Annotated in this window: 19 protein-coding genes; 5 read left to right on the forward strand and 14 right to left on the reverse strand. The window is 52.3% G+C overall.

The annotated features are described in order from the left end of the window. Positions 1–86: 86 nt before the first annotated feature. The 9 genes from CWS43_RS21160 to tssB form a co-directional block, all read right to left on the reverse strand. Positions 87–416 carry a hypothetical protein gene (locus CWS43_RS21160; RefSeq protein ID WP_369825913.1) on the reverse strand — a complete coding sequence of 110 codons (330 nt, stop codon included), beginning with the start codon at positions 414–416 and terminating at the stop codon, positions 87–89. A 237-nt stretch (positions 417–653) separates the two neighbouring features. After that, positions 654–2,996: a type VI secretion system Vgr family protein gene (locus CWS43_RS21165; protein ID WP_101079101.1), complete on the reverse strand. Its 2,343-nt coding sequence runs from the start codon at positions 2,994–2,996 to the stop codon at positions 654–656. Further along, positions 2,993–5,653, reverse strand: coding sequence for a type VI secretion system ATPase TssH (gene tssH, locus CWS43_RS21170; protein ID WP_101079102.1), 2,661 nt, complete (start codon positions 5,651–5,653; stop codon positions 2,993–2,995). Before tssH ends, CWS43_RS21165 begins: the two co-directional genes overlap by 4 nt. Positions 5,654–5,942: 289 nt before the next feature. Continuing rightward, the gene (hcp, locus tag CWS43_RS21175) at positions 5,943–6,434 is read right to left on the reverse strand and encodes a type VI secretion system effector Hcp (protein ID WP_101079103.1); all 492 of its coding nucleotides are present in this window, start codon (positions 6,432–6,434) and stop codon (positions 5,943–5,945) included. Positions 6,435–6,466: 32 nt separating this feature from the next. Beyond that, a complete protein-coding gene (locus CWS43_RS21180) occupies positions 6,467–8,143 on the reverse strand; it encodes an OmpA family protein (RefSeq protein WP_101079104.1) in 1,677 nt (558 codons plus the stop codon). A 1-nt stretch (position 8,144) separates the two neighbouring features. Continuing rightward, a complete protein-coding gene (gene tssL / locus CWS43_RS21185; RefSeq protein ID WP_101079105.1) occupies positions 8,145–8,819 on the reverse strand; it encodes a type VI secretion system protein TssL, short form in 675 nt (224 codons plus the stop codon). Then, complete coding sequence (tssK, locus tag CWS43_RS21190; RefSeq protein ID WP_101079106.1) at positions 8,816–10,165, reverse strand: type VI secretion system baseplate subunit TssK; 1,350 nt, start codon at positions 10,163–10,165, stop codon at positions 8,816–8,818. The genes tssL and tssK overlap by 4 nt, the downstream gene beginning before the upstream one ends. 15 nt (positions 10,166–10,180) lie before the next feature. Next, positions 10,181–11,725 (reverse strand): type VI secretion system contractile sheath large subunit, encoded by a 1,545-nt coding sequence (gene tssC, locus CWS43_RS21195; protein WP_101079107.1) that lies wholly within the window; start codon positions 11,723–11,725, stop codon positions 10,181–10,183. Between the two features lie 28 nt (positions 11,726–11,753). Beyond that, positions 11,754–12,251: a type VI secretion system contractile sheath small subunit gene (gene tssB / locus CWS43_RS21200; RefSeq protein ID WP_101079108.1), complete on the reverse strand. Its 498-nt coding sequence runs from the start codon at positions 12,249–12,251 to the stop codon at positions 11,754–11,756. 864 nt (positions 12,252–13,115) lie between these two features. Here tssB and CWS43_RS21205 point away from each other — a divergent pair. Together CWS43_RS21205 and CWS43_RS21210 are read left to right on the forward strand one after the other, a co-directional pair. Next, the gene (locus CWS43_RS21205; protein WP_101079109.1) at positions 13,116–14,663 is read left to right on the forward strand and encodes a methyl-accepting chemotaxis protein; all 1,548 of its coding nucleotides are present in this window, start codon (positions 13,116–13,118) and stop codon (positions 14,661–14,663) included. A 150-nt stretch (positions 14,664–14,813) separates the two neighbouring features. Next, a complete protein-coding gene (locus CWS43_RS21210) occupies positions 14,814–15,362 on the forward strand; it encodes a GNAT family N-acetyltransferase (protein WP_101079110.1) in 549 nt (182 codons plus the stop codon). Positions 15,363–15,423: 61 nt separating this feature from the next. Here the strand turns inward: CWS43_RS21210 and CWS43_RS21215 are convergent, their stop codons facing one another. Further along, complete coding sequence (locus CWS43_RS21215) at positions 15,424–16,971, reverse strand: PAS domain-containing methyl-accepting chemotaxis protein (protein WP_101079111.1); 1,548 nt, start codon at positions 16,969–16,971, stop codon at positions 15,424–15,426. Positions 16,972–17,371: 400 nt separating this feature from the next. Between CWS43_RS21215 and CWS43_RS21220 the strand changes: the two genes are divergently transcribed. Together CWS43_RS21220 and ovoA are read left to right on the forward strand one after the other, a co-directional pair. Then, positions 17,372–18,493, forward strand: a complete 1,122-nt coding sequence (locus CWS43_RS21220) for a site-specific integrase (protein ID WP_101079185.1) — start codon at positions 17,372–17,374, stop codon at positions 18,491–18,493. Positions 18,494–18,629: 136 nt separating this feature from the next. Continuing rightward, on the forward strand, positions 18,630–20,771 hold the full coding sequence (gene ovoA, locus CWS43_RS21225) for a 5-histidylcysteine sulfoxide synthase (RefSeq protein WP_101079112.1): 2,142 nt from the start codon (positions 18,630–18,632) through the stop codon (positions 20,769–20,771). Between the two features lie 309 nt (positions 20,772–21,080). Here ovoA and idnD read toward each other — a convergent pair whose 3' ends face one another. The 3 genes from idnD to CWS43_RS21240 all read right to left on the reverse strand — a co-directional run bounded on the left by idnD (position 21,081) and on the right by CWS43_RS21240 (position 24,372). Beyond that, entirely contained in the window at positions 21,081–22,127 is a 1,047-nt protein-coding gene (idnD, locus tag CWS43_RS21230) for an L-idonate 5-dehydrogenase (RefSeq protein WP_101079113.1), read from the reverse strand. Then, the gene (locus CWS43_RS21235; protein ID WP_101079114.1) at positions 22,124–23,494 is read right to left on the reverse strand and encodes an MFS transporter; all 1,371 of its coding nucleotides are present in this window, start codon (positions 23,492–23,494) and stop codon (positions 22,124–22,126) included. The genes idnD and CWS43_RS21235 overlap by 4 nt, the downstream gene beginning before the upstream one ends. 107 nt (positions 23,495–23,601) lie before the next feature. Next, a complete protein-coding gene (locus CWS43_RS21240; RefSeq protein WP_101079115.1) occupies positions 23,602–24,372 on the reverse strand; it encodes an SDR family oxidoreductase in 771 nt (256 codons plus the stop codon). Between the two features lie 401 nt (positions 24,373–24,773). Between CWS43_RS21240 and CWS43_RS21245 the strand changes: the two genes are divergently transcribed. After that, a complete protein-coding gene (locus CWS43_RS21245) occupies positions 24,774–26,027 on the forward strand; it encodes an enolase C-terminal domain-like protein (protein WP_101079116.1) in 1,254 nt (417 codons plus the stop codon). A gap of 52 nt (positions 26,028–26,079) precedes the next feature. Here CWS43_RS21245 and CWS43_RS21250 read toward each other — a convergent pair whose 3' ends face one another. After that, on the reverse strand, positions 26,080–26,796 hold the full coding sequence (locus CWS43_RS21250; RefSeq protein WP_101079186.1) for a FadR/GntR family transcriptional regulator: 717 nt from the start codon (positions 26,794–26,796) through the stop codon (positions 26,080–26,082). Positions 26,797–26,965 lie beyond the last annotated feature (169 nt).

Below are 26,965 nucleotides of genomic sequence, written 5' to 3' on the forward strand. Positions count from 1 at the left end.
TTTAACCTATATAAAATGGACGAAACTTGAAGTCTTTTATTATTTGCATGGTAATTTACTTATATCTAAGGTTGTTCACTGCGTAATTATTTAAAGCGATATTTAGCGGGGCTGAGATCCGAAGCAGAATTTATTTTCCAATGGTCATTAATATTAATAAGGCTCACTGAAAGTATATGGGCTTTCTCCTGAACCCCACCCAGTGATACTTTAACAACTGCTTTTCGGTCACTCAGCGATATCGGATCAACATTAACATGCACCCAATCATCGTATGCATCCTGGGCTCGTATAATATATACGTAGCCATCCTCTGGACTCACTTCTTCGATGCGGCAAACCGGATCCTTTCCATCTGCACAAATTTGGGCTTTTTTAATTTTTTCTAAAAATGATGGCGACACATTGTCCTTCATTAGTTTTTTCAGTTCAGGAGCATCGGGAGGAGTAATTTTGAAATAAAGTTGAATGTATTTCGTGTAGAACTGCTGAGTTTTATCTACCGGATTTTCAGAAGTATCGTTTCCGGCATAAACAACACTGACTATAAAAAACTTAAAATCAATGATGCGAGAAATTTATAAATAATATTGACCTTCATTTAAGCCTCGCGAAGTCGATTAGAGTTTTAGCATCCGAATGTAATTAAATATTTATGCAGAAAAATCTTTTCCAGAATTTTTTTCTGAAATATCCAGCGTCGCCGTCGTGAATTTTGGTGTATCACTTGGTTTAGACGCCCCTGTCATCGGCACTAAATAGTTCGTGCATTTGATGGTCATATCTCCTGACGAGCCGTGCTCGATTTTGCTGGCATCCAGCGTCAGGTAGGAACCGCCGCCGTTGAGTGTCAGTTTTTTCGGCGTGGTGATGACGATTTCATCTTCCGAACTGGTAATGGTCAGGGTTTGTCTGGCGGTCAGGGCCATCGTGTTATTTTGCGCGTCAATATTGACCTTTCCCTGATTGGCGATCAGTTTTGCGTCCTGCTTGTGCACAAACATACTCAGCGCTTCACCGGCACCGATAAACAGATTTTTCATCACGCCGATATCGGCGTTGTTACCGGCGTTCATCATCAGATTTTGTTTTGCCGCAAGCTGCAAATGCTCGCCGCTGGTGAGTGCCACGCCCATTGGCGCGCTGACCAGAACCGCAGCGGATTGCAGTTTTGTCAGGCGATCCTGAACAAAGCTCAGCTGTTTCTGGATATCTGATGCCAGCGCGGTGGCCTGAGTCGCGGCATCGCTCAACGCCTGCATCTCGTTGTTGGCCTGCTTGATTTGGCCAAGTGCGGGTGCCATCTCCAGCACCTCACCTTGTGCCTTGAGCTGTTCTTCGGCGCTGATAAAAATACCTTTGCCGGCCCGCATGACGCCGTGTTCATCCGTCCGGATTTCAAACCCGGCACCGCGCTTTTCACGTCCGGCATCAACCAGGTGACCCATGTTCAGCTGCGTCTTACCGAATTCAGTCGCGAGTTTAACGTGCTCTTCCTGACGTTTATCCTCCATTCTCAGTTTGTTGAAAGACGGAGTGCGCAGGACGTTGCGGGTATGGTTATCATCAGTGACGTGATCGCCGTGCGCCGAATCATGCAGGGCGTAAGCGATGTACGGGCGGTCACAGTCGCCGCTGTCAAATGCAATGGCTACTTCGGTGCCGTCCAGCAAGGGGGCATGCCAGCCATACGTGTCCCCGGCGTAAGGTTTCGCCATGCGCAGCCAGAGATAGGCGTAACCCTGTTCCTGTTCGTCACGGTCAAAATCAAGCTTCACGCGATAGCGGCCCTGACTGTCCAGCCAGGAATAGGTGTCGCCTTTTGTGGTGCTCTCAACCCGCGCCGGTAAGGTGCCTGCAATCGCCGGACGTGCGGGAAGAACAGGGCGGAAACAAACAGTTTCGCTGTAAGGCTGGCCGGTCAGGTGAGCCGTGAAGGCATTCTTGCGTGAACCGCTGGTTTGGATGCCGGTCAGCAAGATGCCTGGGCTGAGTACAGAAGGCAGGGTGCCGTCCACTTCCAGCACCTGACCCGGTGCCAGCTGTGGGCTGCTGCTGCGTCCGGTGACAGCTTTTTGGGTATTAAGCAGTCGCTCATGGCGCAGGCGTGCATAAAACGCACCGGTTTCCACGGCGTCTTCTGCGCCGGACTCCAGAAACGGTTCGGCGTAATGGTAGGCTTCACCTTCTGTGGTGTCATCGCCACCAGCGGCGTTGGCCGTGCTGTCCATCGGGCTAAGCGCATCACGGTAGTTATAATCGCGGGTGGTGACCTGCTGTGTAACTACCTGATGACGGGTGGTCAGCGCCCAGACACTTTCTGCACCGCTGTCGCTCATGCCCGCCTGATTACGTAAAGGCAGACTTATGCCGAATTTGTATTGCTGCTGGCTGTCCGCAAAGATAATGACGTCATGCTCAAAACGCGTGTCCATTTCAAATCGCCAGTAAATCCCGACCTCTGCCAGTAAGCGCTGTATGAAGGCTAAGTCCGTCTCGCGCCACTGGGTGATCAGTTCGCGGGCCGGGTAAGATTGCGAAAGCTGGAACTCGAAATCCGCGCCTTCCAGTCCGTGATCGCGCAGAACTTTCTCGACGACTTCCTGAACGGACTGATTGAGGTAAAGGGCGCACTTTTCACTATGACGAAGCAGCGCCACGCGAGGCACCAGAACAATCCGGTAAACCGTTTCATCCGCTGAGGTAGAAATGCGGGAAAAATGCTGGATCACACCGTGCACGACGCGAACGGGTATAGCGGTGCCGGCGATGCCAAACACGGGCGTCTGCATCGTAAACGTGGCCAGTTTCAACACCATCTGTTCGGCGGTCAGGTCAGCGTCCGTGCAGGTCGCATGGATAATGTATTCAAACGGCTCACTCAGGCATTCCTCGCCTTCGAAGCGCAGTACGTCGAGAAATGCCGCACAGCCGTGCACATCTACCCGGTAACGTGACTGGTTTTGCAGCAGGTTTAGGACTTCGGATGCACTCATGCGTTATTTCCTTTTTCAGCATCAAATTCCAGCGTAATCCCTTCCTTTTCATCCCAGCCCAGCGCCAGTGAAGTGGTGCGTTGTTGCTCACTCATGCGGCTCAGCAGTTGCTGGCTCAGCACCGGCAAGATCTGCTGGTTGAGCAGGCTGTCGATGTTACGCGCGCCGGTGTCCGGCAGCAGGCAGGCGGCGACCAGCGTGTCGTAGAGGCTTTCTTCGATGGTGGTTTGCAGGCCGTAATGTTTGTTCAGGCGTTTGGCGACCTGCGCCAGTTTCATCTCAACGATGGTGCGCAGCGCGTTGGCGGCCAGCGGACGATAAATCAGGGTCTGAAAACGTGCCAGCAGCGCGGGCTGGAAGTGGTCGCGCAGGATAGGGCGCAGCATTTCCTGCAAATCGCTGTCTGTCGATTCCGGTTGTTCCTCCAGCAGTTGCATGATGTGGTCGCTGCCAAGGTTGGCGGTCATCAGGATGACGGTATTACGGAAGTCGATCTCTCGCCCTTCGCCATCGCGCATAAAGCCGCGGTCGAAGACCTGATAGAACAGGTTGATGACATCCGTGTGCGCTTTCTCGACTTCATCGAGCAGAACAACGCTGTACGGACGTTTGCGCACGGCTTCGGTCAGAATGCCGCCCTGGCCATAACCAACGTAGCCCGGAGGAGAACCTTTCAGCTGGGAAACGGTGTGCGCTTCCTGATATTCGCTGAGGTTAATAGTAATCAGGGATTTCTCGCCGCCGAACAGACAGTCGGCGAGTGACAGCGCGGTCTCGGTTTTACCCACGCCGCTCGGCCCGACCAGCAGAAATACGCCCAGCGGACCGTTCTCTGACGTCAGGCCAGTTTTGGCGGCGCGCAGGCGCTGCGCCATATCCACGAGCGCGTGATCCTGTCCGACGACGCGCTGCCCCAAGTGATTTTCAAGTTGCAGCAAATCTGTCTGTTCGTCTTTTAACAGGCTGGACAGCGGCACGCCGGTCCAGTCGGCAATCACGGTGGCGACGGTGCGCACATCAACATCCAGGCTCAGCAGCGGCGTATTGCCCTGCAAATGGCTGAGCTGATCCTGCAGGCTGGCGATCTCTTGCTGACGGCTGATGTCCTGGCGGGTCTCCAGCAGTTGCTGCGTCAGGGCTTTCTCCGCGTGATACTGCGTGTCCAGCGCAGTGAGCTGTTCGCTCAGACGATCGGTCTCCTGTTCAATCTTTTCAAGGCGATCGCCGTGCGTTTTGTTGCCCAGCGCAATATCTTCCAGCAGTGCCTGCTCTTCCATTTCCAGCGCGGTGATTTGCGCTTTCAGACGGGTTAAATCTTCCGGCAACGTATCGAGGCTCATACGGACGCGGGCGCTGGCGGTGTCCAGCAAATCTACGGCTTTGTCCGGCAACTGACGGCCAGTGATATAGCGGCGCGACAGGCTGACGGCGGCTTTTACCGCTTCATCGGTAATGTGTACGCCATGGTGTTCGGCGTAGCGGGATTTCAGACCGCGCAGCATCAGGCTGGCCATCTCGTCGTCCGGCTCGTCGACTTTGACAATCTGGAAGCGGCGCTCGAGGGCGGCATCGCGTTCAAAATACTGTTTGTACTCAGACCAGGTGGTGGCGGCGATGGTACGCAGTTCGCCGCGGGCAAGGGCAGGTTTGAGGAGGTTGGCGGCGTCCGCGCCACCGGCCTGATTACCTGCCCCGATGATGGTGTGCGCTTCGTCGATGAACAGGATAACCGGCGCCGGAGATTGCTGGACGGCGTCGATGACGTTTTTCAGACGCTGTTCGAACTCGCCTTTAACGCCCGCACCGGCCTGTAGCAGACCCAAATCCAGCGTGCGCAGGCTGACCGTTTTCAGGCTGTCCGGCACGTTACCTTCCGCGATGCGCAGCGCAAGGCCTTCCACCAGCGCGGTTTTCCCCACGCCCGGTTCGCCCACGAGGATCGGGTTATTTTTACGGCGGCGGGAGAGGATATCAACCATCTGGCGGATTTCGTTATCGCGGCCAAATACCGGATCAATTTGCCCGGCTTTCGCTTTTGCGGTGACGTCCAGCGTGAACTTATCCAGTGCGGCTTGCAGGGCTTCGCTCAGGCCGAGGCTGGAGAGATTATCCGCTTTCGGCGTGGCAGAAGGCTCATTCAGTGAGGAGACCGGCATGTTCAGGCTTTCTTGTTGCTGGAGATCTGAACGCTCTTCTGACACCGCATCCAGCATCGGTTTGAGGCGGCGGAGATGTTCTTCACTCAGGCTGAACAGCGGCCACAGGCCCTCGCAGCGCAGCAGTTTAGGTTTGGCAATAAGAGCTTCGAGAAGATTCACGCTGCGGATAGTCTGATTGTCGTCCTGCAAAGAGGCGGCCAGCCAGGCAGATTTCATCAGCGTCTGCAAATCGTCGGACAGTTGCGGGCGGGTGCGCACAGAACGCGGCAGGGCATCGAGATGGGCCAGCAGGCTTTGCCAGAGCGCGTCCATGTCCCATTCATAACGGCGGGCCAGCACGGTGATATCACCTTCGCCTTGCTCGAGCAGTTTCAGCAGCCAGTGTTCAGGCGTGATTTCCGCATGTGCGCGGGTCTGGCAAAGAGTCGCGGCAGCTTCCAGCGCTTTCGCGCAATACGGGTTCAAACGACGAAGTAAAACGGCTGACTGGTGTTCCATGCGGGCTGCTCCTTGATTTTAGGTACGCTACCGCCCGTCGCTGTTTCCTTGTCATCAGGAACCTAAAGCGCATCAGGGCGGAAGGCAGATTGTTTTTTTACTCAGCACCCGACACGCAGACGCTCAGGAAAACGGCGGACAGAAAATCCTGTCCGCACAGGGTATTACCCTAAATATTTCGTGCTGCAGAAAGGCGGCAAGTTCGCAAAGCCCCGGGAGCATAGATAACTATGTGACCGGGGTGAGCGAATGCAGCCAACGCATCTGCGGCGCGAAAGATGACGGGTAATTAGGCGGTGGTACGTTCGTTCCACGAATCGGAATGAATGATGTTGCCGTCTTTGTAAGTCCAGGTGATTTTTTCGTAACGCAGCTCAATCGCTTCGAGATGATTGTGTTTCTCTTTAGCCGGGTCTTTGATGTCGTGCATTTTTGGCGCGACTTTCACCAGTTTGACGTTCTCAAGCTTGGTGTTGAAATACTCAACTTCCTGGCCAGCGTCGTTGATGCGGTACCATTTGAACTCAGCAGATTTCAGGGTCTGACCGGTGGTCACTGCTTTGTACAAATACGGGCTGGATGAGTCGATTTCTTTGGTAAACAGGAACGGGGTGTGAATACGAGTACCCGTCAGTTTGCCGGTGTTGTTATCGGTCGGGATGTACAGGTTGTGTTCCTGCGCAACCACTTCGATGCTGCCTTCGCGATCTTTTACGTCTACGGAGCCTTTAATGTCCGCGCCGCCGTCGTCTTTCAGCCACAGATAAACAGGAATTGCCATGGGTAGTTCTCCATTTCTAGGTTAAGCATCCATCAATCATTTGATGAATCGGGGGTTGCTGTTGCCTTGCAGGCGTCTGCCTGCGGCACCAGACTGATTTCGACACGACGGTTAGCTGCACGGCCTTCCGGGGTGTCATTTGTTGCAATCGGGCGTGTTGCGCCGTAGCCCTGAACCGCAAAGCAGGTCGGGGAAACATCACTGGTGGAGAGCATCCAGTCGCGCAATGATTCCGCACGCTTCTGGGATAAAACCTGATTGGCCTTCGCGTCTCCGGTAATGTCGGTGTGTCCGGCGACGACGATCAGCCAGCCCGGTTTGGCTTTGATGTCGACCAGCGCGTTTACCAGCATTTTGAGGGAACCCGGTTTGAGGTCGGATTTGCCGGTGTCAAACAGCGACAGGGCATCGAGACGCACGGTTTTCGGTGTGTCTTTCTCAACGGGCGGTGGAGGTGGCGGCGGGGGAACGTAGCGATCGATTTCCTGCTGTAATGCCAGCCACAGACGTTCTCCCTGATAGAGCCAGATCCCCAGACGCATTGGCTCACCCTGACGGTGATAGCGTTCCAGTAACTGCGCATCCTGTTTAAGTACGCCTACAGCCTCAGCTTTCGGAATATAGTTATCCATCGAAATGGCCCGATAGCGGTTCAGATCCATACCGACACGCGTGATGAGCCACAGATTGTTGTTTACGGAAAAACCGATGGCTGCCACGGCAAAACACATCAAGATGATAATGCTAAGCACCGGAGCCAGCCCTGCGCGGATATGCCGCGTGGTGCCGGACAACAGCGGGAGTAAAGGATCCGGGAAAGGCAGCACGCCTTCTTGACCTGCCTGCAAAGGCATCAGGGCACTGAGCGAAGTCCGGCGCTGCAGAGCGGCTGACCAGATGTTATCCGCGATGCCTGATAGGGCCACAAATCGCACACCAATACCCACGGGACGGACGGGTGGAGATAAACTCTCAGGGCGTTGCATTTCGTCGAGCAGCACGGTGCGAAGCCATATGCAGGCAGCATCCAGAACGGTTGCCTGTGCCTGGCGTGCGGACTGAGTCTGTGTACCTGCCGTACCCAGCCATTCGTCCAGCAATGTCGCACCTGCCTCTTCTTCCCTGACCACCATTTTTCCGTCGGCCGCACCGATAAACCATGGCGATGCGGGCCCGTTCAGCCAGCAGCTGAACAGAACAGGAATACGGCACCCAATACGTTTTTGCAGGCGATGAAACTGCTGGCGCCAGCTTTTGATCTCTGCCCTAAACACAGCTTCATCGGCATGAGTTTCAGGCGCCACGCTTAAGAGCATGGACATCTGGCGGATCCAGCCCGGGCGTTGCGATAAAACCGCATCAACGAAAACGGAGAGCGGTTTAGCAGGATCCGTTTTGACATAGCAGGCAAGCGGCGTTACGCGGACCGTGGTATCACCGAACAAAACATCCAGTTTGTCCCCGCAGACCAGAACAACCGGCTGAGAAAACGAGGCTTCCGGCAGGTTGTCCAGACGCGTGCTTGTGTCGACGTACACATCACGACGCTTTGCCCACCACATCAGCAAAAGTCCCAGCACCAAGGTAGTCACGCTGGCGATCAGTTTCTCAGGCATGCCAAACGGACTGAATACCCAGCACAAAACCAGGATGAGACTACCTGCCAGCGCAGTCAGCCAGTAAACAGACTTTCGGGAACCTATACGCATATCAGTGCAGCCCCGGCAATTGCTGGCTGATAGCATGTTGTAGCCAAAGATGACCACCCCACCAGACACCGGCTACCACGACAATAGCGATAAGCACCCAGGACCACGGCGATCGCAGCAATGCGTTGCCACGAACACGTCCTGTTTTGCTCAGCAATGTACCCGGGAGCGCCACTTTGAAAGGCATCACACGTTCAGTGAGTGCTTCCAGCGTTTGTTCGCGCTGCTGAAGGTTGATCGCCTGCGCACCGTACTGGCCGTGAAAACCCAGTAACAAAACACGGTGGAAGCAGGTCAGAACCGCAATGTCCGGCGCAGGTTGACGCAGTACGGTGCGTATCCGCTCGTACAGCGCTTTACCTGCCTGCAATGAACCAAAGAAACGGGCCTGCAGCGGTGCGCGTTGCCACGCCAGATGCCCGTTATCTGGTGGATTTCCAGACTGCTGGCGACCCAGAGCTGTTTCATCGAGCAGTGCACATTGCGCATACGTAATATGTTCAATGCTTTCTTCGTCATAGCCAGCCAGCTTCAGCTGATCCTGAGTCCGTTCAACCTGTGCACGGCAGCGCGCATACAACTCATCACCTTCTTCTGCGACAACACCGTTACGCAACTGGACGACAGCGAGCCAGGTATCGGCCAGAAGCTCATCAATATCGATTTCATTTTTCATGAGCGAAGCACCGCATACAGTTCCAGCTGAAGTTCACCCAGCAACTCCGGCACATAGAACATGCATACCCCGGAATCCAGCATAGCTTTCGCGGAAGGATGATTCAGATCGAGCGCAAAATACTGATTTTCAAGCCGCAACGGTATAGCGGCAGGAACATGGCTTAGAACAATGAGCGGAACGCCGTTGAGAGCGATATTCACGATATTATTAACATCGTCTGGCGCCCCCACTTTGCACAACGCGGGGAACTGTGAAATCAGCTGATACGCTGGCAAGGTCGAGCGCACTGACAGATAGAAGTCAGCCTCTTCACGCAACCGGCTATCATTGAGAGGTGCTTTCCATTGCTGCCCGTTAACTCGCTGCATCTCAAGTGAGATCACGCGTGAAGGCAGGCTGGCTTCCAGCAGTTTACCGATCAAATCAAGCAGTGGCGGGAACACGGTTTCTGGTGACGCATGGTCGTAGGCTGGGATCGCCTCGATGTCATGCTCAAGAGAAAATGTCAGCAGGCTTCCCGCCAGCCTGGATAGCTCAAACCAGACGAGCTCCGGATGCCGGGCAGGGTATTTCACCAACTCAGACAGGACGGATACGTGTGTATTGAGGGCATTGAGCAGCCAGAACAACGATACGTCAGCCACCGCAAAATCCGCCATGCGCTGATTGCTTTCGCGGCGCATGCTCATGAGGCGACGGCGTTTTGCCTGAAGCTGTGTAAGGATTTGCTCCATGCTTAACACCAGCTCAGGGTGCGCTGACATGGCCAACAGCGGCGGAATGAATGCACTGTCTTTTCTCCAGCCACCTTGCCCGTCGCGCACAATGCGTAATACCGGACAAGTCAGGTATTCGTCGTTTTGCTCGATATCAAAGCGTAACGAAAGGGCATAGCGTGCAACGGCCATAGACTCTACTTCCTGACCAAACATGTCCTGTACGTTTACCCATTCCTGACGGTAACGCAGCGGGCGGTCACCGGCGACGTCGGTCATCTGTACGTTACTGGTATTTGCCTGCAATAAAGGCATCGCCAGAAGTATGGTAAGTTCGGTAGTCTGCGCAGGAATGTCCTGTGATAAATCACGTGCAGGGGGCAGCAGGTCGCTGCTCCCTGTATCCGCGAGTGTGCCGTCAGACAGTCGTACCGTCAGATGCAGAGCCTGCAAGCGCTGTACGCTCAGCAGGCCGTCATCAAACTCAGCTTTTGCCACGCCCCAGGGATTGACTACAGCCAGGTGGGCGATGCACTGGTTATTGTGCGCCTCCCACAGGGCCTGCTGCTGGAACTGCTGAGGGGACAGCAATGCCCCCTCACTCCACAGTGGTCGATAAATTTTCATTACCACCCCGGCCCTTTACGCTTTCGCCTTCGGCATTTGAGAAACCAATGACAGGTTGACGTCCATACCTTCCACCTGGAAGTGCGGTACGGCGTACAGTTTCACGCGGAAGAAGCCCGGGTTATCTTCGATATCTTCTACGGTCACTTTAGCGTCGCGCAGCGGATGAGAAGCCTGCAGGTCGTCGCCCGGATCGGTCATTTCAGTCACCAGCGAGCGCACCCAGGTGTTGAGCTCAAGCTCAAGCAAACGGCGATCTTTGGTGGTGCCGATGTTTTCACGCTGAATCAGCTTCAGGTAATGCGCAATGCGTGACAGCAGGAAGATGTAGGGCAGACGCGCGTTGATACGGCTATTCGCGGTAGCATCAGCCGTGTCATACAGTGCCGGTTTCTGCGCGGAGTTCGCGGAGAAGAAGCAGGAGTAATCACGATTTTTGTAGTAAGACAGTGGAATGAAGCCGAGATTGGCGAATTCAAATTCGCGGGTTTCCGGGATCATCACTTCAGACGGGATTTTCACCTGATTGCCGGTGCCCAGATCATACAGGTGGATTGGCAGATCAGTGACTGCACCGCCCGCCTGCGGGCCGCGGATCTGTACACACCAGCCGTTTTTGATGAAGCTTTTCACCATGTTCGCTGCAAATGCGAAAGAGGCGTTGGTCCACAGGTATTTCTCGTGATCCGGGCCTTTCACTTCTTCAACGTAGTTGAAGCTGCGAACGGGCACGGTGTCTGGCCCGTAAGGCAGACGACCCAGCACTCGCGGCATGGTCAGACCGATATAGCGTGAGTCATCGGAGTCACGGAAAGATTTCCATTTGATGTATTCAGCACGGTCAAAGTAGTTGCCGATATCTTTGATGGCGGCCACTTCTTCCATGGAATCTTTCAGGAAGAATTTAGGGCCGACAGCACCGACAAACGGCATGTGTGCTGCGGCAGACACTTTAGAGATATTGCGCAGCAGCGCGACGTCTTGCGGGCTGGCGTCAAACTCGTAGTTGGAGATCACAGAACCGATTGGTTCGCCGCCCGGTGTGTCATATTCCTGGATGTAGGTATGACGATACAGGCCACTTTGAATGATCTCAGGACAATCTTCGAAGTCTTGACGCAGGTCGTCTTTAGAAACGTCCAGCAATTCAATTTTTACGTTCTGACGGAAATCAGTACGGTCTACCAGGAACTTCAGACCACGCCAGCCGGATTCCATGCGTTGGAATTCAGGGTGATGCATGACTTCGTCAAGCTGGCGGCTGATTTGCTCGTCGAGCATGGCAATGTGGCCATCCAGCAACGTTTTATCCAGACGCTCAACTTTCTGGCCGGACTGTTTCAGGCGTTCCAGGAGGACCTGAACTGCCGCTGTGACACGTTCATCGGTAGTGACATCAGACAGGGCCTGATCGTCCTGGAAGGCATTAACGTCTCCCAGTGCGGAGACCGGGGTCAGATTGATTTTTTCAAACAAAGACGCATAAACACTTCCTGCGTCGGCATGTTCCAGCACGGTTGTGCGGCTTTCTTGACTGTTTTCAGTAGCAGACATCAGCATAGTCTCGGGTTAATCCGTTCAGGAAGGGTTAAGAATTCTGGGGAGCCAGAGCAGCCAGTTCAGCACGCAGGTCATCGCTCAAGTTGTCATCTTTCAGGATGGTTTCGAGTTCTTTGCGGAAAGTGGCGTTGTCTAGTAAGTTGGATTTGAGGTCACGTAATAAATTACGCATAGCGAGCATCGCACGCAGTTGTGGGATCTGGCGTGCAACCTGTTCAGGCTCGAAATCTTTCATCTCTTTGAAGTTAAGACTGACGATTTCTTCGCTGCGATCGCCGGCCAGAGTGTTTTCCACGGTCAGGCTAAGCGACGGGCTGAAGTCGGCCAGAACACTGTTAAAGTTATTTTTGTTGATGTTAACTTTTTCACGCTCTGACAATGGGCGGATTTCTTTACCATTGCTGTAGTCGCCCATGACCATTAATTTTAAAGGTAATTCGACTTTCTTCTGAGCGCCGCCAGTATGTAAATCAAGTTTAATATTGACGCGAGCCTTGGGTATTTCTTCCTGAAAGCTATTAGACATGCCTATCCCTTACTGTGGAGTGATAAACGCTGCCAATGAATCCATAAATAAATGAAAGGTTGGCAACCCTGCCAAAAAACATCCTTTTTATGCACGTCGGTGTGCAACTAAAACCAGGGTCACAAGCGAGACAAAATATTTACGGGAACATTTGTGCAGTGTGTTTTTGAATTTACCTGAAAAGAAAATTTCAGATAAGTACCTGTAGGAGTCATTTTAGAAACATTACTTGTTTTAATGGAAATTAAATATGTAACCAATAGTTACTAATTTCTGCGTGAACAAATTCAGATCATTTTATTGATATATAATATTTTTTTTCATATGGCCCCGCAGGCCGCATACAGTAAGGGTTTCGGGATTCAGTAGATTTATTTATAAGCTGAGGGTCGTAAGAAATTCCTTAAGAATGGGTTGCTCACCCTCAAAAAATATATAACAACTCGCAATGAATTTTTATTTAGTACAGGGTAAGAAAAGAGAACAAATATAATTTTTTTCTTCTATTCTCCATAAAATTATTCGCGTGGTGAATGATTCATGCCGTATGAATTTATTTTTCATCGGTGTGATAATATTTATTTCCTCTGATTTACAAATTTCTGATCGTCAGGAAAATTTCCTGTTAAAGATCGTTTAAAAGAGGCTGAACACAAATTTCTTAATTCAGGGGTGAAAGATCATTTCAAAAATAGGGAAAACGCTTTCTTCCGAATAGTCAGATTTAGTCTGTCGTGTACCCCGCTGACGTCCTTACAGACACCGATCATCCTGCCGTAAATTTCAGATAGGGCGATGGGAATGTTAAACATCTGGTGCAAATTGCCGATAAACAGACTCCAGCCCCATTTTGAGAATGTACCGATGTCGCTTAAAAAGTCTTCTTTGCTTGTTTTAGTTGTTCTTTTTGCTCTCTTTTTTACCAGCATGATTTCAAACGTCTGGTTGCTGACGCAGAGCAACCAGTCTCTGGATGACGTGAATAAGGAAATCCGCGTGGTGCTTTCCATCATTGACCCGATCAACCACAGCCGTACCTCGCGTGTTCGCGTGATGGAATATATGAAGGAAATTGAAAACAACGTCGGCCAACCTTCTGCTACTTCCCTGGACGGCGTCAGTGAAGTGATGGGAAAAGCGGACGCCGCATTCCAGGCTTACATAAATGCACCAAAATTACCGGGCGAAAATGCACTGGCGGAGGCTTACCGCACGGCTTATCAGAACTATCGTCAGAACGGGATCGAACCGTTGATTGATGCGGCGAAAGCGGGTGATCAGGCGCAGTTTAAAGCGCGGATCCCGGCCGTAGTTCAGCTTGATCATCAGTACGAAGTGGTGCTGGATAAAGTGCTGGCGCTGCATGAGCAGTACGCCAGAAATCTTAACAGCGACGCTCAGGGCAATTTTAAGTTTGGTATCGGGCTGACGATTGCGTTTGGTTTACTGTTCCTGATCATCATTATTGGCGTGTTGTTATTACTCAAGCGCTTCGTTCTGACTCCGCTGCTGAGCTCGCGCGATCATTGCCGCAAAATTGCAGAAGGTTATCTCGATACGCCGGTACCGTTTAAAAACAGTTCCCGCAGTGAAATTGAAGAACTGATGCAGTCGATGGAACATATGCGTCAGTCCCTGACCCAAATTATCGGGCAGGTACGTGACACCAGCCATACCGTCGCGCACGCGTCGCAGGAAATTTCCGCAGGCAATATCGATCTGGCTTCGCGTACCGAACAACAGGCCGCGGCGCTGACACAAACTGCCGCCAGCATGGAAGAGCTGGGCGCGACGGTTAAGCAAAATACCGAAAACGTCAGCCGGGCCAGCGGTCTGACGCGCGAAGCGGTAAAAAATGCCCGCGCGGGCGAGAAGGTGGCGCAGGATGTGATCGGAACTATGGGGCGCATTAACAGCAGCTCTAAAAAGATCGAGGACATTACGGGCGTCATCAACAGCATCGCTTTCCAGACCAATATTCTGGCGCTGAATGCCGCGGTTGAAGCCGCACGCGCCGGTGAGCAGGGGCGCGGATTTGCGGTGGTCGCCAGCGAAGTGCGCAGTCTCGCGCAGAGAAGTGCGGTAGCGGCAAAAGAAATCGAAAGTCTGATTTCTGAATCGGTTGCCAATATAAAGGAAGGATCGGATCAGGTTTCCCGTACCGGCGAATCTATTTCGGCAATCATTTCATCGGTTACGCAGGTCGACGTTCTGATGGAACATATTTCGACGGCGTCCGATGAGCAAAGCCGTGGGATCAGTCAGATTGAGCAGGCCGTGACAGAAATTGACGGCGTCACCCAGCAGAATGCGGCGCTGGTGCAGGAATCTGCAGCAGCGGCGGCTTCACTGGAAGAGCAGGTGCTTCATCTGACCCGCTCGGTGTCTGCGTTCAGGCTGGCGAACGCCTGAGTCCGGCAGTGGGCTGAGCGGGGTCCGTGATAAATCAGACCGGGCAGGGAAAACCTCGTCCGGCTTTTTTATTGATACGGAAACGGTTCCACAAACAATAACACTTTGATATAACGAATGAATTGTCTTTTATATTAACGAGCAATCTCTATGACTTTACTGGCCTCATCTTTACTCAGTCTGCGTCACTTTCATCATGATGACCTCGGCGCTTTCACCCGTTATCGCCAGGATCCGGCCGTCGCCCGTTATCAGAGTTGGGAATATTTCACCCGCCCGGAGGCGGAATTGTTGTTTGAACAGATGAATGAAATTCCTTTTGGTACGCCGGATAACTGGTTTCAGATTGCGATCGAACATGCTGAATTTGGTATGGTTGGGGATTTCGGGCTCCACTTTGTCGATGACTATCAGGTGGAGCTGGGCATAACGCTTGACCCGAAGTGGCAGGGAAAAGGTATCGCGAAAAGCGCATTAAATCTGCTGCTGACGTATCTTTTTGACCATCTCAAAAAGCACCGTGTGTACGCTGTTACCGATATCCGCAACCACGGCAGTTACCGGTTATTCGGGTCAGCAGGATTTCGGCGCGAAGGAAGCTTTCTGGAAAACTGCTTTCTGAAAGGTGAATGGTGCAGTGAATATTTGTATGCTTTGCTGGCGTCAGAGTGGGAAGCCAGAAAAATAGTCGGGAAATAACCAGCACCAGATTCGGCTAATTATCCGGATCTGGTGCTGTACATGAACGCATTTCAACAAACTACCTGAAGACCCCGACTGCTTCGACCAGGCGGTCGGCCTGTCGTTTCAGGCCTGAAGATGCCTGCGCACCTTCCTGTACCTGAAGCGAATTCTGATGTGTGATGCGATCCAGTTCTTCAATCGCTTTGGCGATATCCAGTAATCCCAGATTTTGTTCGCTGGTCGCATTACGAATTTGTCCGATCAGAGATGAGACGTTCCTGACCTGTGCCACGATTTCAGCCATAGTTTTACCCGCCTGATCGACTTGCCGGGATCCCGATACCACCGTTTCCACGCTGGTGTCGATTAGCCGTTTGATTTCACTGGCTGCACTGGCACTGCGTTGTGCAAGGCTTCGAACTTCACCGGCCACCACGGCGAAACCTTTTCCCTGTTCCCCGGCGCGGGCTGCTTCTACTGCCGCATTGAGTGCCAGAATGTTAGTCTGAAATGCGATGCCGTCGATAACATTGGTGATCGTCGCGATCTGGTGCGAGCTGTCAGTAATTTCCTGCATGGTGCCAACGACCTCCTGCATGGCATTGCTGCCTTTTTCCGCCGCTGCACTTGCTGTCAGTGATAACTTGTCGGCATCAGCTGCAGTTTGCGTATTGCTCTCGACCGTCGCGCTCATTTCATTCATCGCCGCTGCCGTTTCGCCAACGTTGGCTGCGGTTTGTTCCGTACGCTGGCTCAACGCTTCATTACCATTGGCCAGCGATTCACTGGCGGTGCGAACTTTATGTGCCTGGTCATTAACGTCATCAACCATCCACCGGCAAATTAACCCCAACTGTCCGACCGAGCGCAATGTCATTCCAATTTCGTCGACGCGTTCCATCGGGGTGATCGTGTGGCTGGCCCCGCTGGCGACCCGCAATGTCTGGCTGCATAGCTGTTCAACAGGGCGGGTGACCTGCCATTCAAGCCAAAATCCCAGTAATAAGATGAAAAGAGTATTGAGCGCGAAAGCTGTATACAGCTGTATGTCAGGCAATGTTGTCAGGTTTGAAATTGCGGCTGAGTTAATGATCAGTAAGGCGATCAGACCACTGCGGATCCGCCAGCGTACCGACAGGGTTTTCAAAATGGAAAGCCCGCGGGTGAGGCCGGTACGGATTAACAGGCCACGATGCAACCGGCGGTTGTTGAGCTCCCCCCGATTCATTTTGTCATACAGCGTCTGGGTTTCCGTAATTTCTGCCGCGGTAGGTTTGGTGCGAACTGAAAGATAACCTTTAGTCTTACCGCTGCGAATAATCGGGACGACGTTGGCACGAACCCAATAGTGATCTCCGTTGCGGCGGCGGTTTTTGACCAGCGCTGTCCACGGAAAACCTTGCTGCAATGTTGTCCACATGTCTTTGAATGCTGAAGGTGGCATATCGGGATGGCGCACAATATTGTGAGGCTGCCCGATAATATCTTCACTGGCAAAACCACTGACTTCAATAAAAGCATCGTTGGCGTAGGTGATATGGCTGTCGGCATCTGTCGTCGACATCAGAGTTGCGTCGTCAGGGTACTGATATTCCCGCTGTGATACTGGTTGATTATTGCGCATAGTGACATTTCCGTGGCCAGACTGCGATTTGAATGGGATTAAGGATCCTTAACTATTTACATGTCGGCATAAGCAAAATTTTCTTTAGGGAAACATTTACGCTACAGAAGCTGAAAACGCGCTATCGAAAGTCAGCGCTCAGTTCTGAAAGGTGACGATTATTTCGTCAATTCATAACGTATAACGATGACTACATCCGAAAATATGCGCTACATCATTATATTTGCTGATTTTTTAGTCAAATCTCATCCCGATAATCCTTCTCATGAATCCTTTATTTTTCGTCCTTCGTTGTCATTGTGACTCCAGACTTAATAGGTCTGGAGTCACAAAATTTTTGCCTATGACTCTCAGGCTTGTTATAACTCCGCCCTATGGTTTTTCGGGTAAAATGTGGCAAATGAATAGCGTGGTAAATGGAACTGTAACCGAAACAGATTTTGCAGCCGAAAATGTGGGCCGCCACGTTCTGGCTTATCTCAAGAATGTGAAAATGACGCCGCTGGCAAAACTGGATAATGTTGACGAAGAGGGAAACGCAACGGTTGGACAGGTGGTCAACCTCTGGATCCGTCTTTCACTGGTTCTGACACGCCGCCGTCCGGAAATTGCAGTCTCTTCCCTGATGAAACATGTTTTACCCGTTATCGGTGATGTTCCCCTGAATAAAATCACACGTTTGCGCCTGAACCGGTTATTCAACGTTTTACTGGCGGATGGAAAAATTTCCGAGGCTAAACGGGTGTTTGCGTTGTGTAAGCAATTTTTTGGTTGGGCAGAAACGCAAGGCTACCTGGCACACTCCCCGTTAAGTTCGATGAAACGCCGCGACGTAGGGGGAAGAAATACGCCGCCGCGCGAACGATCGCTGACCGATGCTGAAATCTGGATTTTTTGGCATGGACTTGATTTATGGGATGTTTCTGAGCAATGCCGTTGGGCGTTACGCCTGTGTCTGCTAACGGCAAGGCGGCCAGATGAAGTCATTCGCGCCCGAAAAGATGAATTCCATTTACGAATTGGCGTCTGGAGGCAGGGCACACGCAACAAATCGGCACGCGACCACAGCCTGCCACTGACGCCGTTAATGGTTACCTGCATTAATGCATTGATTTCATCCAGCCCGAAAGATAGCCCGTGGCTGGTTCCGTCGCCGCGTAATCCGCAAAAAGCATTATCCCGGGGAGCCATAACGCAGGTGATCCGGCGGATGTTACGCGCGGAACGCGGCCTGGGTATCGAGCCATTTGCCACCCGGGATTTGCGCCGAACGGCGCGTTCTAAGTTATCTTCCCTGAATGTTCCTAACGATGTTGCACGCAAAATTATGAATCATTCACTGGAAGGCATCGACCGCGTATATGACACACACGACTATTTGCCACAAATGAAACAGGCGCTGGAAGCATTTTCTGACAATATTCAGGGCATCATTGGTGCTCCGGATTACCTTGGATTGCACCATGAATTTGAAGGTGAATCGTTGCAGATACCGCCTACTTCACTGCTTTTCATGGAGTAAAAGAGATTCTTACGGATTTTATGGCTAAATGAGCTGAGATAAAAAACCTGGCCAGACAGTGCCGGGAAAAGACGTAAATGTGACCTGCTACACTTGGGTATTGATTAGGTAACGCCAGAAGACAGAGGAATGAATGATGCTTTCACAACAAAAGAGCGCCATCGGGCTGCCTGAACCGACACAGACAATTTTGCTCAGTACCGGAACCGCAGAGCAAAAGCGTCAGGAAATTCGTGATTATTTTATTCAGACCTGGGAACTGTACGAAAGCCTGTTTGACTGCCTGGCCGATGAACGAGCCTATTTCAATAAGGCTATTTCACTTCGTCACCCGCTGATTTTTTATTTCGGGCATACCGCAACTTTTTATATCAATAAGCTGATGGCCGCCGGGTTAATTTCCCGGCGCATCGATTCTCAGATTGAAGCGATGCTGGCGATTGGCGTCGATGAGATGAGTTGGGACGATCTTGACGATCAGCACTATAACTGGCCATCTGTCGCAAATTTACGGATATATCGCAACAAAGTCCGTGACGATATCCTTGGTATTATCGATACCATGCCACTGAGTTTGCCGGTGGGGTGGAATAGCCCGGCGTGGGTGATTCTGATGGGTATCGAGCATGAACGTATTCATCTGGAGACCTCCAGTGTCCTGATCCGGCAGTTACCAGTGGAATGGGTCAAACCGCAACCACACTGGCCATCTTGTAATCTTGCCCGCCATGACAGAAATACGGTGCCGGTGAATGAAATATTGGCCGTTAAAGGTGACGTTGTCACTCTCGGTAAGCGTGATGATACTTATGGTTGGGATAATGAATATGGGTCATCAGAACATAAAATTCAGGCATTTAGTGCCAGTAAAATGCTGGTCAGTAATGCAGAATTTTATACTTTTGTGCAGGAAGGTGGCTATCGTGAAGCGCAATGGTGGGATGAAGAAGGGGCCGGCTGGCGTGATTTTGCACAGGCAGAAATGCCGACATTTTGGGTCGGTTCACCCGAAGAACCTGAACAGCTGAAGCTACGGTTGATGACGGAAGAAGTGCCTATGCCGTGGGACTGGCCAGCAGAAGTTAACCAGTTAGAAGCGGCAGCGTTTTGTCGCTGGAAAGCGGCGAAGACCGGAGAGTCAGTACAGTTGCCGACGGAAGCGGAATGGATGATTTTACGCAATCGGGTTCCCGGTGATCAGCCTGACTGGGATATAGCGCCGGGCAACATCAACCTTGCCGGATGGGCGTCTTCCTGCCCGGTCGATCATTTCGCGCAGGGCAATTTTTATGACATCGTGGGAAATGTATGGCAGTGGACTTCAACGCCGATCGGTGGATTTGATGGTTTCCGCGTGCATCCATTGTATGACGATTTTTCAACACCAACGTTTGATGGCAAGCATTCGATGATCAAAGGGGGGAGCTGGATTTCGACGGGTAATGAGGCCTTGAAGTCTTCCCGCTATGCTTTTCGCCGCCACTTTTTCCAGCATGCGGGCTTTCGTTATGTGGTGTCCGGTCATCAGGAAGTCATGGCCGTGAATCCTTATGAAACTGACGGCCTTGTGGCTCAGTATCTTGATTTCCAGTACGGACCACGCCATTTTGATGTTGCAAATTATGCATCAACACTGGTTGATATTGCAGTCAACAATACGTCATTGCGAGGGCGGGCGCTGGATATCGGTTGTGCTACCGGCCGCGCCAGTTTTGAGCTCGCCCGACATTTCGATTCGGTAGTCGGTATGGATTATTCCGCACGGTTTATTGATGTTGCTTTGGCATTGTCACGCGGTGAGGCTTGTCGGTATGTCATACCGGCAGAGGGCGAGCTGGTGGATTACTGCCAGGTCACATTATCCGACGCAAATATCAGCGCAGAGCAGACAGGGCGGGTGAGTTTTGTGCAGGGTGACGCATGCAACCTGAAACCTCAGGCAGAATTATACGATCTGGTTCTGGCTGCGAATTTGCTGGACCGCCTGCGTGAGCCTGCACGCTTTCTTAAAGATATTGCACCGATGATCCGCCCCGGCGGCTTGCTGATGCTTTCCTCGCCGTATACCTGGTTGGAAGAGTTCACATCGAAGGAAAACTGGCTGGGAGGATTACGTGAAAATGGTGAAGCTTTGACAACGCATCAGGCGCTATGCCGCCTTCTGGCAAGTGAGTTTGAAGAGATCCAAAAACCGCAAAACGTGCCATTTGTCATTCGCGAAACCGCGCGAAAATTCCAGCATACCGTGGCAGAACTGACGCTCTGGCGTAAGCGGTAAGCGTTGTTCAACTAAAAATAAGAAATAGCTAAAGAGGCCGCCTGTGCGGCCTTTTTTACAATCTCTTCAGATATCCTTTTTTTTGACGATTTGCCAGCTCAGCTGAATCTGTCTATGTTCCGGATATGCCGGTGACGGGGTTAGAGGGCCAAGTTCGGTTTAGGACACTGAAACGCAGTAGCCCCGTAGTTCGGGGGGAGGCAAGAGCATTCTGGTTGAAAAGTAGCCTTGGCGTGGTTTATTTTCCGTATTCCAAGCGGACCCCTTACCGCTTTTCCGGTACGAAAAGCGGTGGCGCTGGGGCAGGTATCAGAAGGTAATCTGCACTTTCGAGGAGCGGGTTTTATCGGCGGCGGCAATCAACGCTTCTTCAATGGATTCCGGCGCATATTCTGCGCTGAGTAACGGCAGCGGATTGACGCGACCGTCTTCCAGCCAGGCGACGGCGGTGGCAAATTCGTCGATAAAGCGGAAAGAACCCACCCAGGTGATCTCTTTGACCAGCATCGGCATGACCGGATATTCCACGCTGGCCGCGCCCATACCGACCTGTACGATGGTGCCGGAAGGGCGGGTGAAAGCGACGGTAGACTGGATGGCCGCCGGGCTGCCAGAGGCTTCGAACACTACGTCGAAATAGCCGCTGTTCTCCTGATAGTGGTCCGCACTGCCTTGCTCCATCGGGTTGAATGTGGCACTGGCGCCCATTTCAACGGCCAGTTCGAGACAGCGGGCGCTGACGTCGGAAGCGACAATTTCCGAGGCCCCTGAGCTGCGGGCGGCTGCCAGGATCAGACAACCAATCGGCCCCGCGCCAATCACCAGTACTTTTTTACCAACCAGCGTTCCGGCGACATTCACCGCGTGGATAGCCACAGCCGTGGGTTCGGCAAAGGCCATCACCTTAGGTGGCACCTTGCTGTAGGCAAAGCACTGGGCTTTCGTCGCCACAACGTATTCAGAGAATCCACCGTTGATGTGCGGATTGAACTGCGCGCTGCCCATAAAGCGCATGGTTTTGCACAGATTCTGTTTCCCTTCGAGACAAAATGCACAGTGATTGCACGGCTGCGAGGGATTGACCGCCACGCGCTGACCGGCGTGGAAACCTGAATCTGCCGGCGCTTTTTCTATCACGCCGACAAACTCGTGGCCGACCACCATCGGGTGTTTAAGCACAGACATCCCGGCGCGTCCGTGCTGATAATAGTGAATGTCAGAACCGCAGATGCCGCCGCAAACGACTTTCACCAGAATATCGCTGTCACTGTATTCCAGTTCGCGCTTTTCCACGCGCACGTCTTTTTCGCCATAAGCGAAACAGGCTTTACAGGTAATTTTGTGTTGAGTGCTCATTTCAATGCTCCGGTTATTTTCTGCTGATTTGAGTCAGCACGATGCTGATTGGGAATATCGGATTTCGGCGGCACGATCACTTCGATTTTGCCGACCAGGAAGGTGTAAGCCAGTAAACCCGCCAGCGCGACGGCGGCGATGTACCACATGGCGTACTGGAAATTGTTGGTGCGTTGCAGGATCACGCCGATGGCAATCGGGCTGACGATGCCGGAAAGGTTGCCGCAGATATTCAGGCAGCCGCCCATCGTGCCGATAAAGTTACGCGGGATCACATCGCTCCACACCACCCAGCCGAGATTGGAAAAGGCGTTGGCGAAGAACGCGACGGATAAAATGGCAATGGCGACAGTCGGCTGATCTTCAAAGAAATTCACCAGACAAATCACCATCGTCAGACACAAACCGGCCATCACCGGCAGTTTGCGGGCCAAGGTGCGCGATTTGCCTTTTTTGAGCAGCATGTCGCTCAGCGTACCGCCGCACAGGACGCCCGCCATCGCCATCAGATACGGGAATGACGCGCCGATCCCGGCTTTGGTGATCGACAGATGCAGCCCTTTTTCCAGATAGACGATGAACCAGGTCAGGAAGAAATAAAGCGTGGAAGAGCAGGCGAACTGCGCGATGAACAATCCCCAGATAGTGCGTTGTTTGAGGAAATATTTGATGTCTTTCCAGCGTACTTTCTCGCTGACGCTGGCCTGATTTGTGGAGCCGTAACCACCGCCTTCGCGGATGTAATTCAGTTCCTGCTGGTTGGTGCCGGTACTGTGCTGAGGGTCGCGGTATTTCATCAGCCAGTAGATGCCGAACAAAATGCCTGCGCCGCCGGAAAGATAGAACGACATTTCCCAGCCGTATTCCGCCACAACGTAGGAAAGCGCCGGGGTCAGCAACGCCAGGCCGATATACTGCGCGCTGGAGTAAATCGCCGTGGCGCGTGCGCGTTCATGGTCCGGAAACCAGGTGGCAATGATTTTGGTATTCGACGGAAACGACGGCGCTTCCGCTATGCCGATCAGTGCGCGGCAGCCGAGCAGCATCAGGAACGAGGCGGTGGCAGTCGTGAACAGATGGTGCGAGGAGAAACCCATAAGGAAAGTGAAAATGCTCCACAGAATAATGGCGCCGCCGTAGAGAATACGCGAGCCTATGCGGTCCAACACATAGCCCACGGGGATCTGACTGGCAGCATAAAACCACGTAAACATTGAGAACAGCAGACCGAGCTGCGTGGCGCTCAGATCGAATTCGGACTGGATCTTACTGCCCGCGACGGACAGATTCGCTCTGTCCATATAGTTAATGGCCGTCACAATGAACAACAGCGACAGGATAAAAAATCGCGACTTTGTTGCTTTCATTTGAGTGTCCTGGTCAGTTTTTTTTATTGGTTTGGTCATGCAGATGCAGGGTACTGCCCACGGCACAGGCTGCCGCGGGCAAAGTCTTTCAGAGTTCAGGCAGGCGCTTACAGCACTGCCAGCCAGCCGCCATCGACATAGATGATCTGGCCGTTGATGTAGTCGGAAGCGGACGAGGACAGGAACACGGCAGTGCCGATCAATTCCTGCGGTTTACCCCAGCGTTTCGACGGGTTGCTGGCTTTTACCCAGCTGTCGAATTCCTTGTTATCGATAAGCGCGGCATTCATGTCGGTGAGAATGTAGCCGGGGCCGATGGCGTTGGACTGAATATTGAATTCTGCCCATTCGGCGGCCATCGAGCAGGTCAGCATCTTGATACCGCCTTTGGCGGCGGTATACGGCGCAACGGTGGGGCGCGCTGCCTGGCTGGTCAGCGAGCCGATGTTAATGATTTTGCCGCCGTTGCCACGGTCGATCATGCGTTTAGCCGCCGCCCGGGAGACGATAAAGGCGCTGGTGAGGTTGGTATCGATCACGCGCTGCCATTGTTCCAGCTCCAGTTCTACCATCGGTTTGCGATACTGGATCCCGGCGTTGTTGATCAGAATATCCACCTGCAATCCCTGTGCTTCGAGGGCGGCGAAGGCACTTTCCACGGCATCTTCACGGGTGACATCAAAGGCAAAACCGTGCGCCTGATAACCCTGATTACGCAGTGACTGGACAGATTCCTGCAACAGTTCTTCGCGGATATCATTGAGGATCACGCCAGCCCCGGCCGCCGCCAGCCCCTGTGCGTAAGCAAAACCTAAACCGCGGGCAGAACCCGTCACTAACGCCGTTTTGCCGGTTAAATCAAATAATGCAGCAGACATGATAATTCCTCATCGTTGATATTTCTCAGGGCGTCATCAGATACTCAACCTGTATGACATCATTCGTGTTTAAACTGATTCAAGGCTCTTTTTAAATCAATGCTGAGGTAAGTTATTTGCCATCTTCGTCACACAATTTTAGAATGAAAAATCGCATTAATTTATTTAGTCTTTATAAAACAAGCAAATAATTTTGTTCCGGCAGATTGTATGATCGAGTGCACAAAATCTCTTCACCGGGCTTTGGCGGTTTGTTCAGGGGTGATATAAACAAAATAACTTGTAGGACGACAGTTGAGTTGATAGATATAACTGCGCTAAGAGTTATTCATTCGCTGTGTGGCGAGCGCCACATCAGGAAAAGACGTTATCGGGTCTGACATACATATTAAGGAGTTACTGTGAGTAATCTTAAAATCACCGCGGTGAAAACCATTCTGACGGCACCCGGAGGTATCGATCTCGCGGTGGTGAAAGTGGAAACCAACCAGCCGGGTTTATACGGATTAGGCTGCGCCACGTTTACCCAGCGTATTCATGCGGTGAAAACCGCCATTGATGAATACATGGAACCGTTTTTAATCGGTAAGGATCCGACGCGTATTGAAGATATCTGGCAGTCAGCCTGCGTCAGTGGTTACTGGCGTAGTGGCCCCATTATGAACAACGCGCTTTCCGGCGTGGACATGGCGCTGTGGGATATCAAAGGAAAGCTGGCCGGCATGCCGGTGTATGAACTGCTGGGCGGAAAATGCCGCGACGGTATTCCGCTGTATGTACACACGGACGGCGGCGATGAGTTTGAAGTGGAAGACAATATCCGTGCGCGCATGGAGGAGGGCTATCAGTATGTGCGCTGCCAGATGGGGATGTACGGTGGAGCAGGGACTGACGACATGAAGCTTATTGCCACCCGTCTGGCACGTGCCAAAAATATTCAGCCTAAACGCTCGCCGCGCTCCAGTACGCCGGGGATTTATTTTGACCCGGAATCTTACGTTAAAAGCGTGCCGCGTCTGTTTGATCATCTGCGTAATAAACTCGGGTTTGGCATCGAATTTATCCACGACGTTCACGAACGCGTGCAGCCGATTGCGTCCGTTCAACTGGCGAAAACGCTCGAGCAATATCAGCTGTTTTATCTCGAGGATCCGGTTGCGCCGGAAAATATCGAATGGCTGAAAATGTTGCGTCAGCAGTCTTCCACACCGATTTCGATGGGCGAGCTGTTTACCAACGTCAATGACTGGAAGCCGCTTATTACCAATAACCTGATCGACTATATCCGCTGTCACGTCAGCACCATCGGCGGCATCACGCCGGCGAAAAAACTGGCGACGCTCAGCGAACTGCACGGTGTGCGCACCGCGTGGCACGGGCCGGGCGATATTTCGCCGGTCGGTGTTTGTGCCAATTTGCACCTGGACATGAGCGTGACCAATTTCGGTATTCAGGAATATACGCCGGTGAACGATGCGCTGCGTGATGTGTTCCCGGGATGTGCGGAAATCGATCAGGGTTATGCCTATCTGAGCGACCGTCCAGGGCTGGGGATAGATATCGACGAGAAAAAAGCGGCACAGTATCCGTGCGTCGGCGGTATTCCTTCCTGGACGATGGCGCGGACACCTGATGGTACGGCGTCACGTCCGTAAAGTCCGGAAAGGTTCAGCGCCAGAGTGCAAATTCTGGCGCTGAGTATGGCGCTTATTTGGCGTCCGGCAGGGACTGTTTGAGCTTTTCGATGGCCGTCACGTTGTCGGACATCGCGTCATTGAGTACGGCAACCGCTGTTGAAGAGTCGCGGTTTTTGATCGCCATAAACACTTTGATGTGCGCTTCGACGCTTTCCAGCGTAATCCCCAGCGCACGGTTCAGCTCTTCCAGATAGTAGTAATAGATGTCTTTAATCGAATTCATCACGTTGTAGAACACTTTGTTCTGCGAGGCTTTGGCGATCGCCAGATGAAAGTCGAAGTCGGCCTGTGAGTACTTTTTGTAGTCATCTTTATTGACCAGCATACGGTTCAGCGCCTGTTCCAGCGCGGTGATGTCTTCCGCCGTGGCGTTGATGACCGCCAGCTCCATGCACTTAAATTCCACCGTCTGACGGAATACCATCATGTCGTGAAACTCTTCGCGGCTCAGGTGCATGATCGGCTGCTGTTCATTGAGCAGAGTTTGCTGACTGAGGTTCTGGCTGACAAAACTGCCTTTGCCCTGTTGCGTCACCACAATGCCGAGATCCCGCAACCGCTGCACCGCACTGCGGATGCTGACGCGGCTGACGTTAAACGATGCGGTCAGTTCCGCCTCCGAGGGGAGTTTGCTACCCGGCGGCCAGCTGCCATCAAGCAGTTTTTCCTTGATCTGATCGTAAACCGCATTCACCACATTGTGTTTTTGGATCGATTGAATACTCATCTTGTCCGTCGCCATAAGTTGTCCTACAACGGCCAGAGATATAGCACGTCAGGCGGCGGGTGTGAAGTTATCCCGCCGGTTTTTGCGGGCTTATGAGCCACTGCCTGCTAAAAAAAGAATTTTGTGACGCAGATTTTACTTCGCCAGTCTGATGATTGCCCGGCGCATT

Origin of the sequence: Rahnella sp. AA, from assembly GCF_002834385.1 — a bacterium.
GTDB lineage: Bacteria > Pseudomonadota > Gammaproteobacteria > Enterobacterales > Enterobacteriaceae > Rahnella.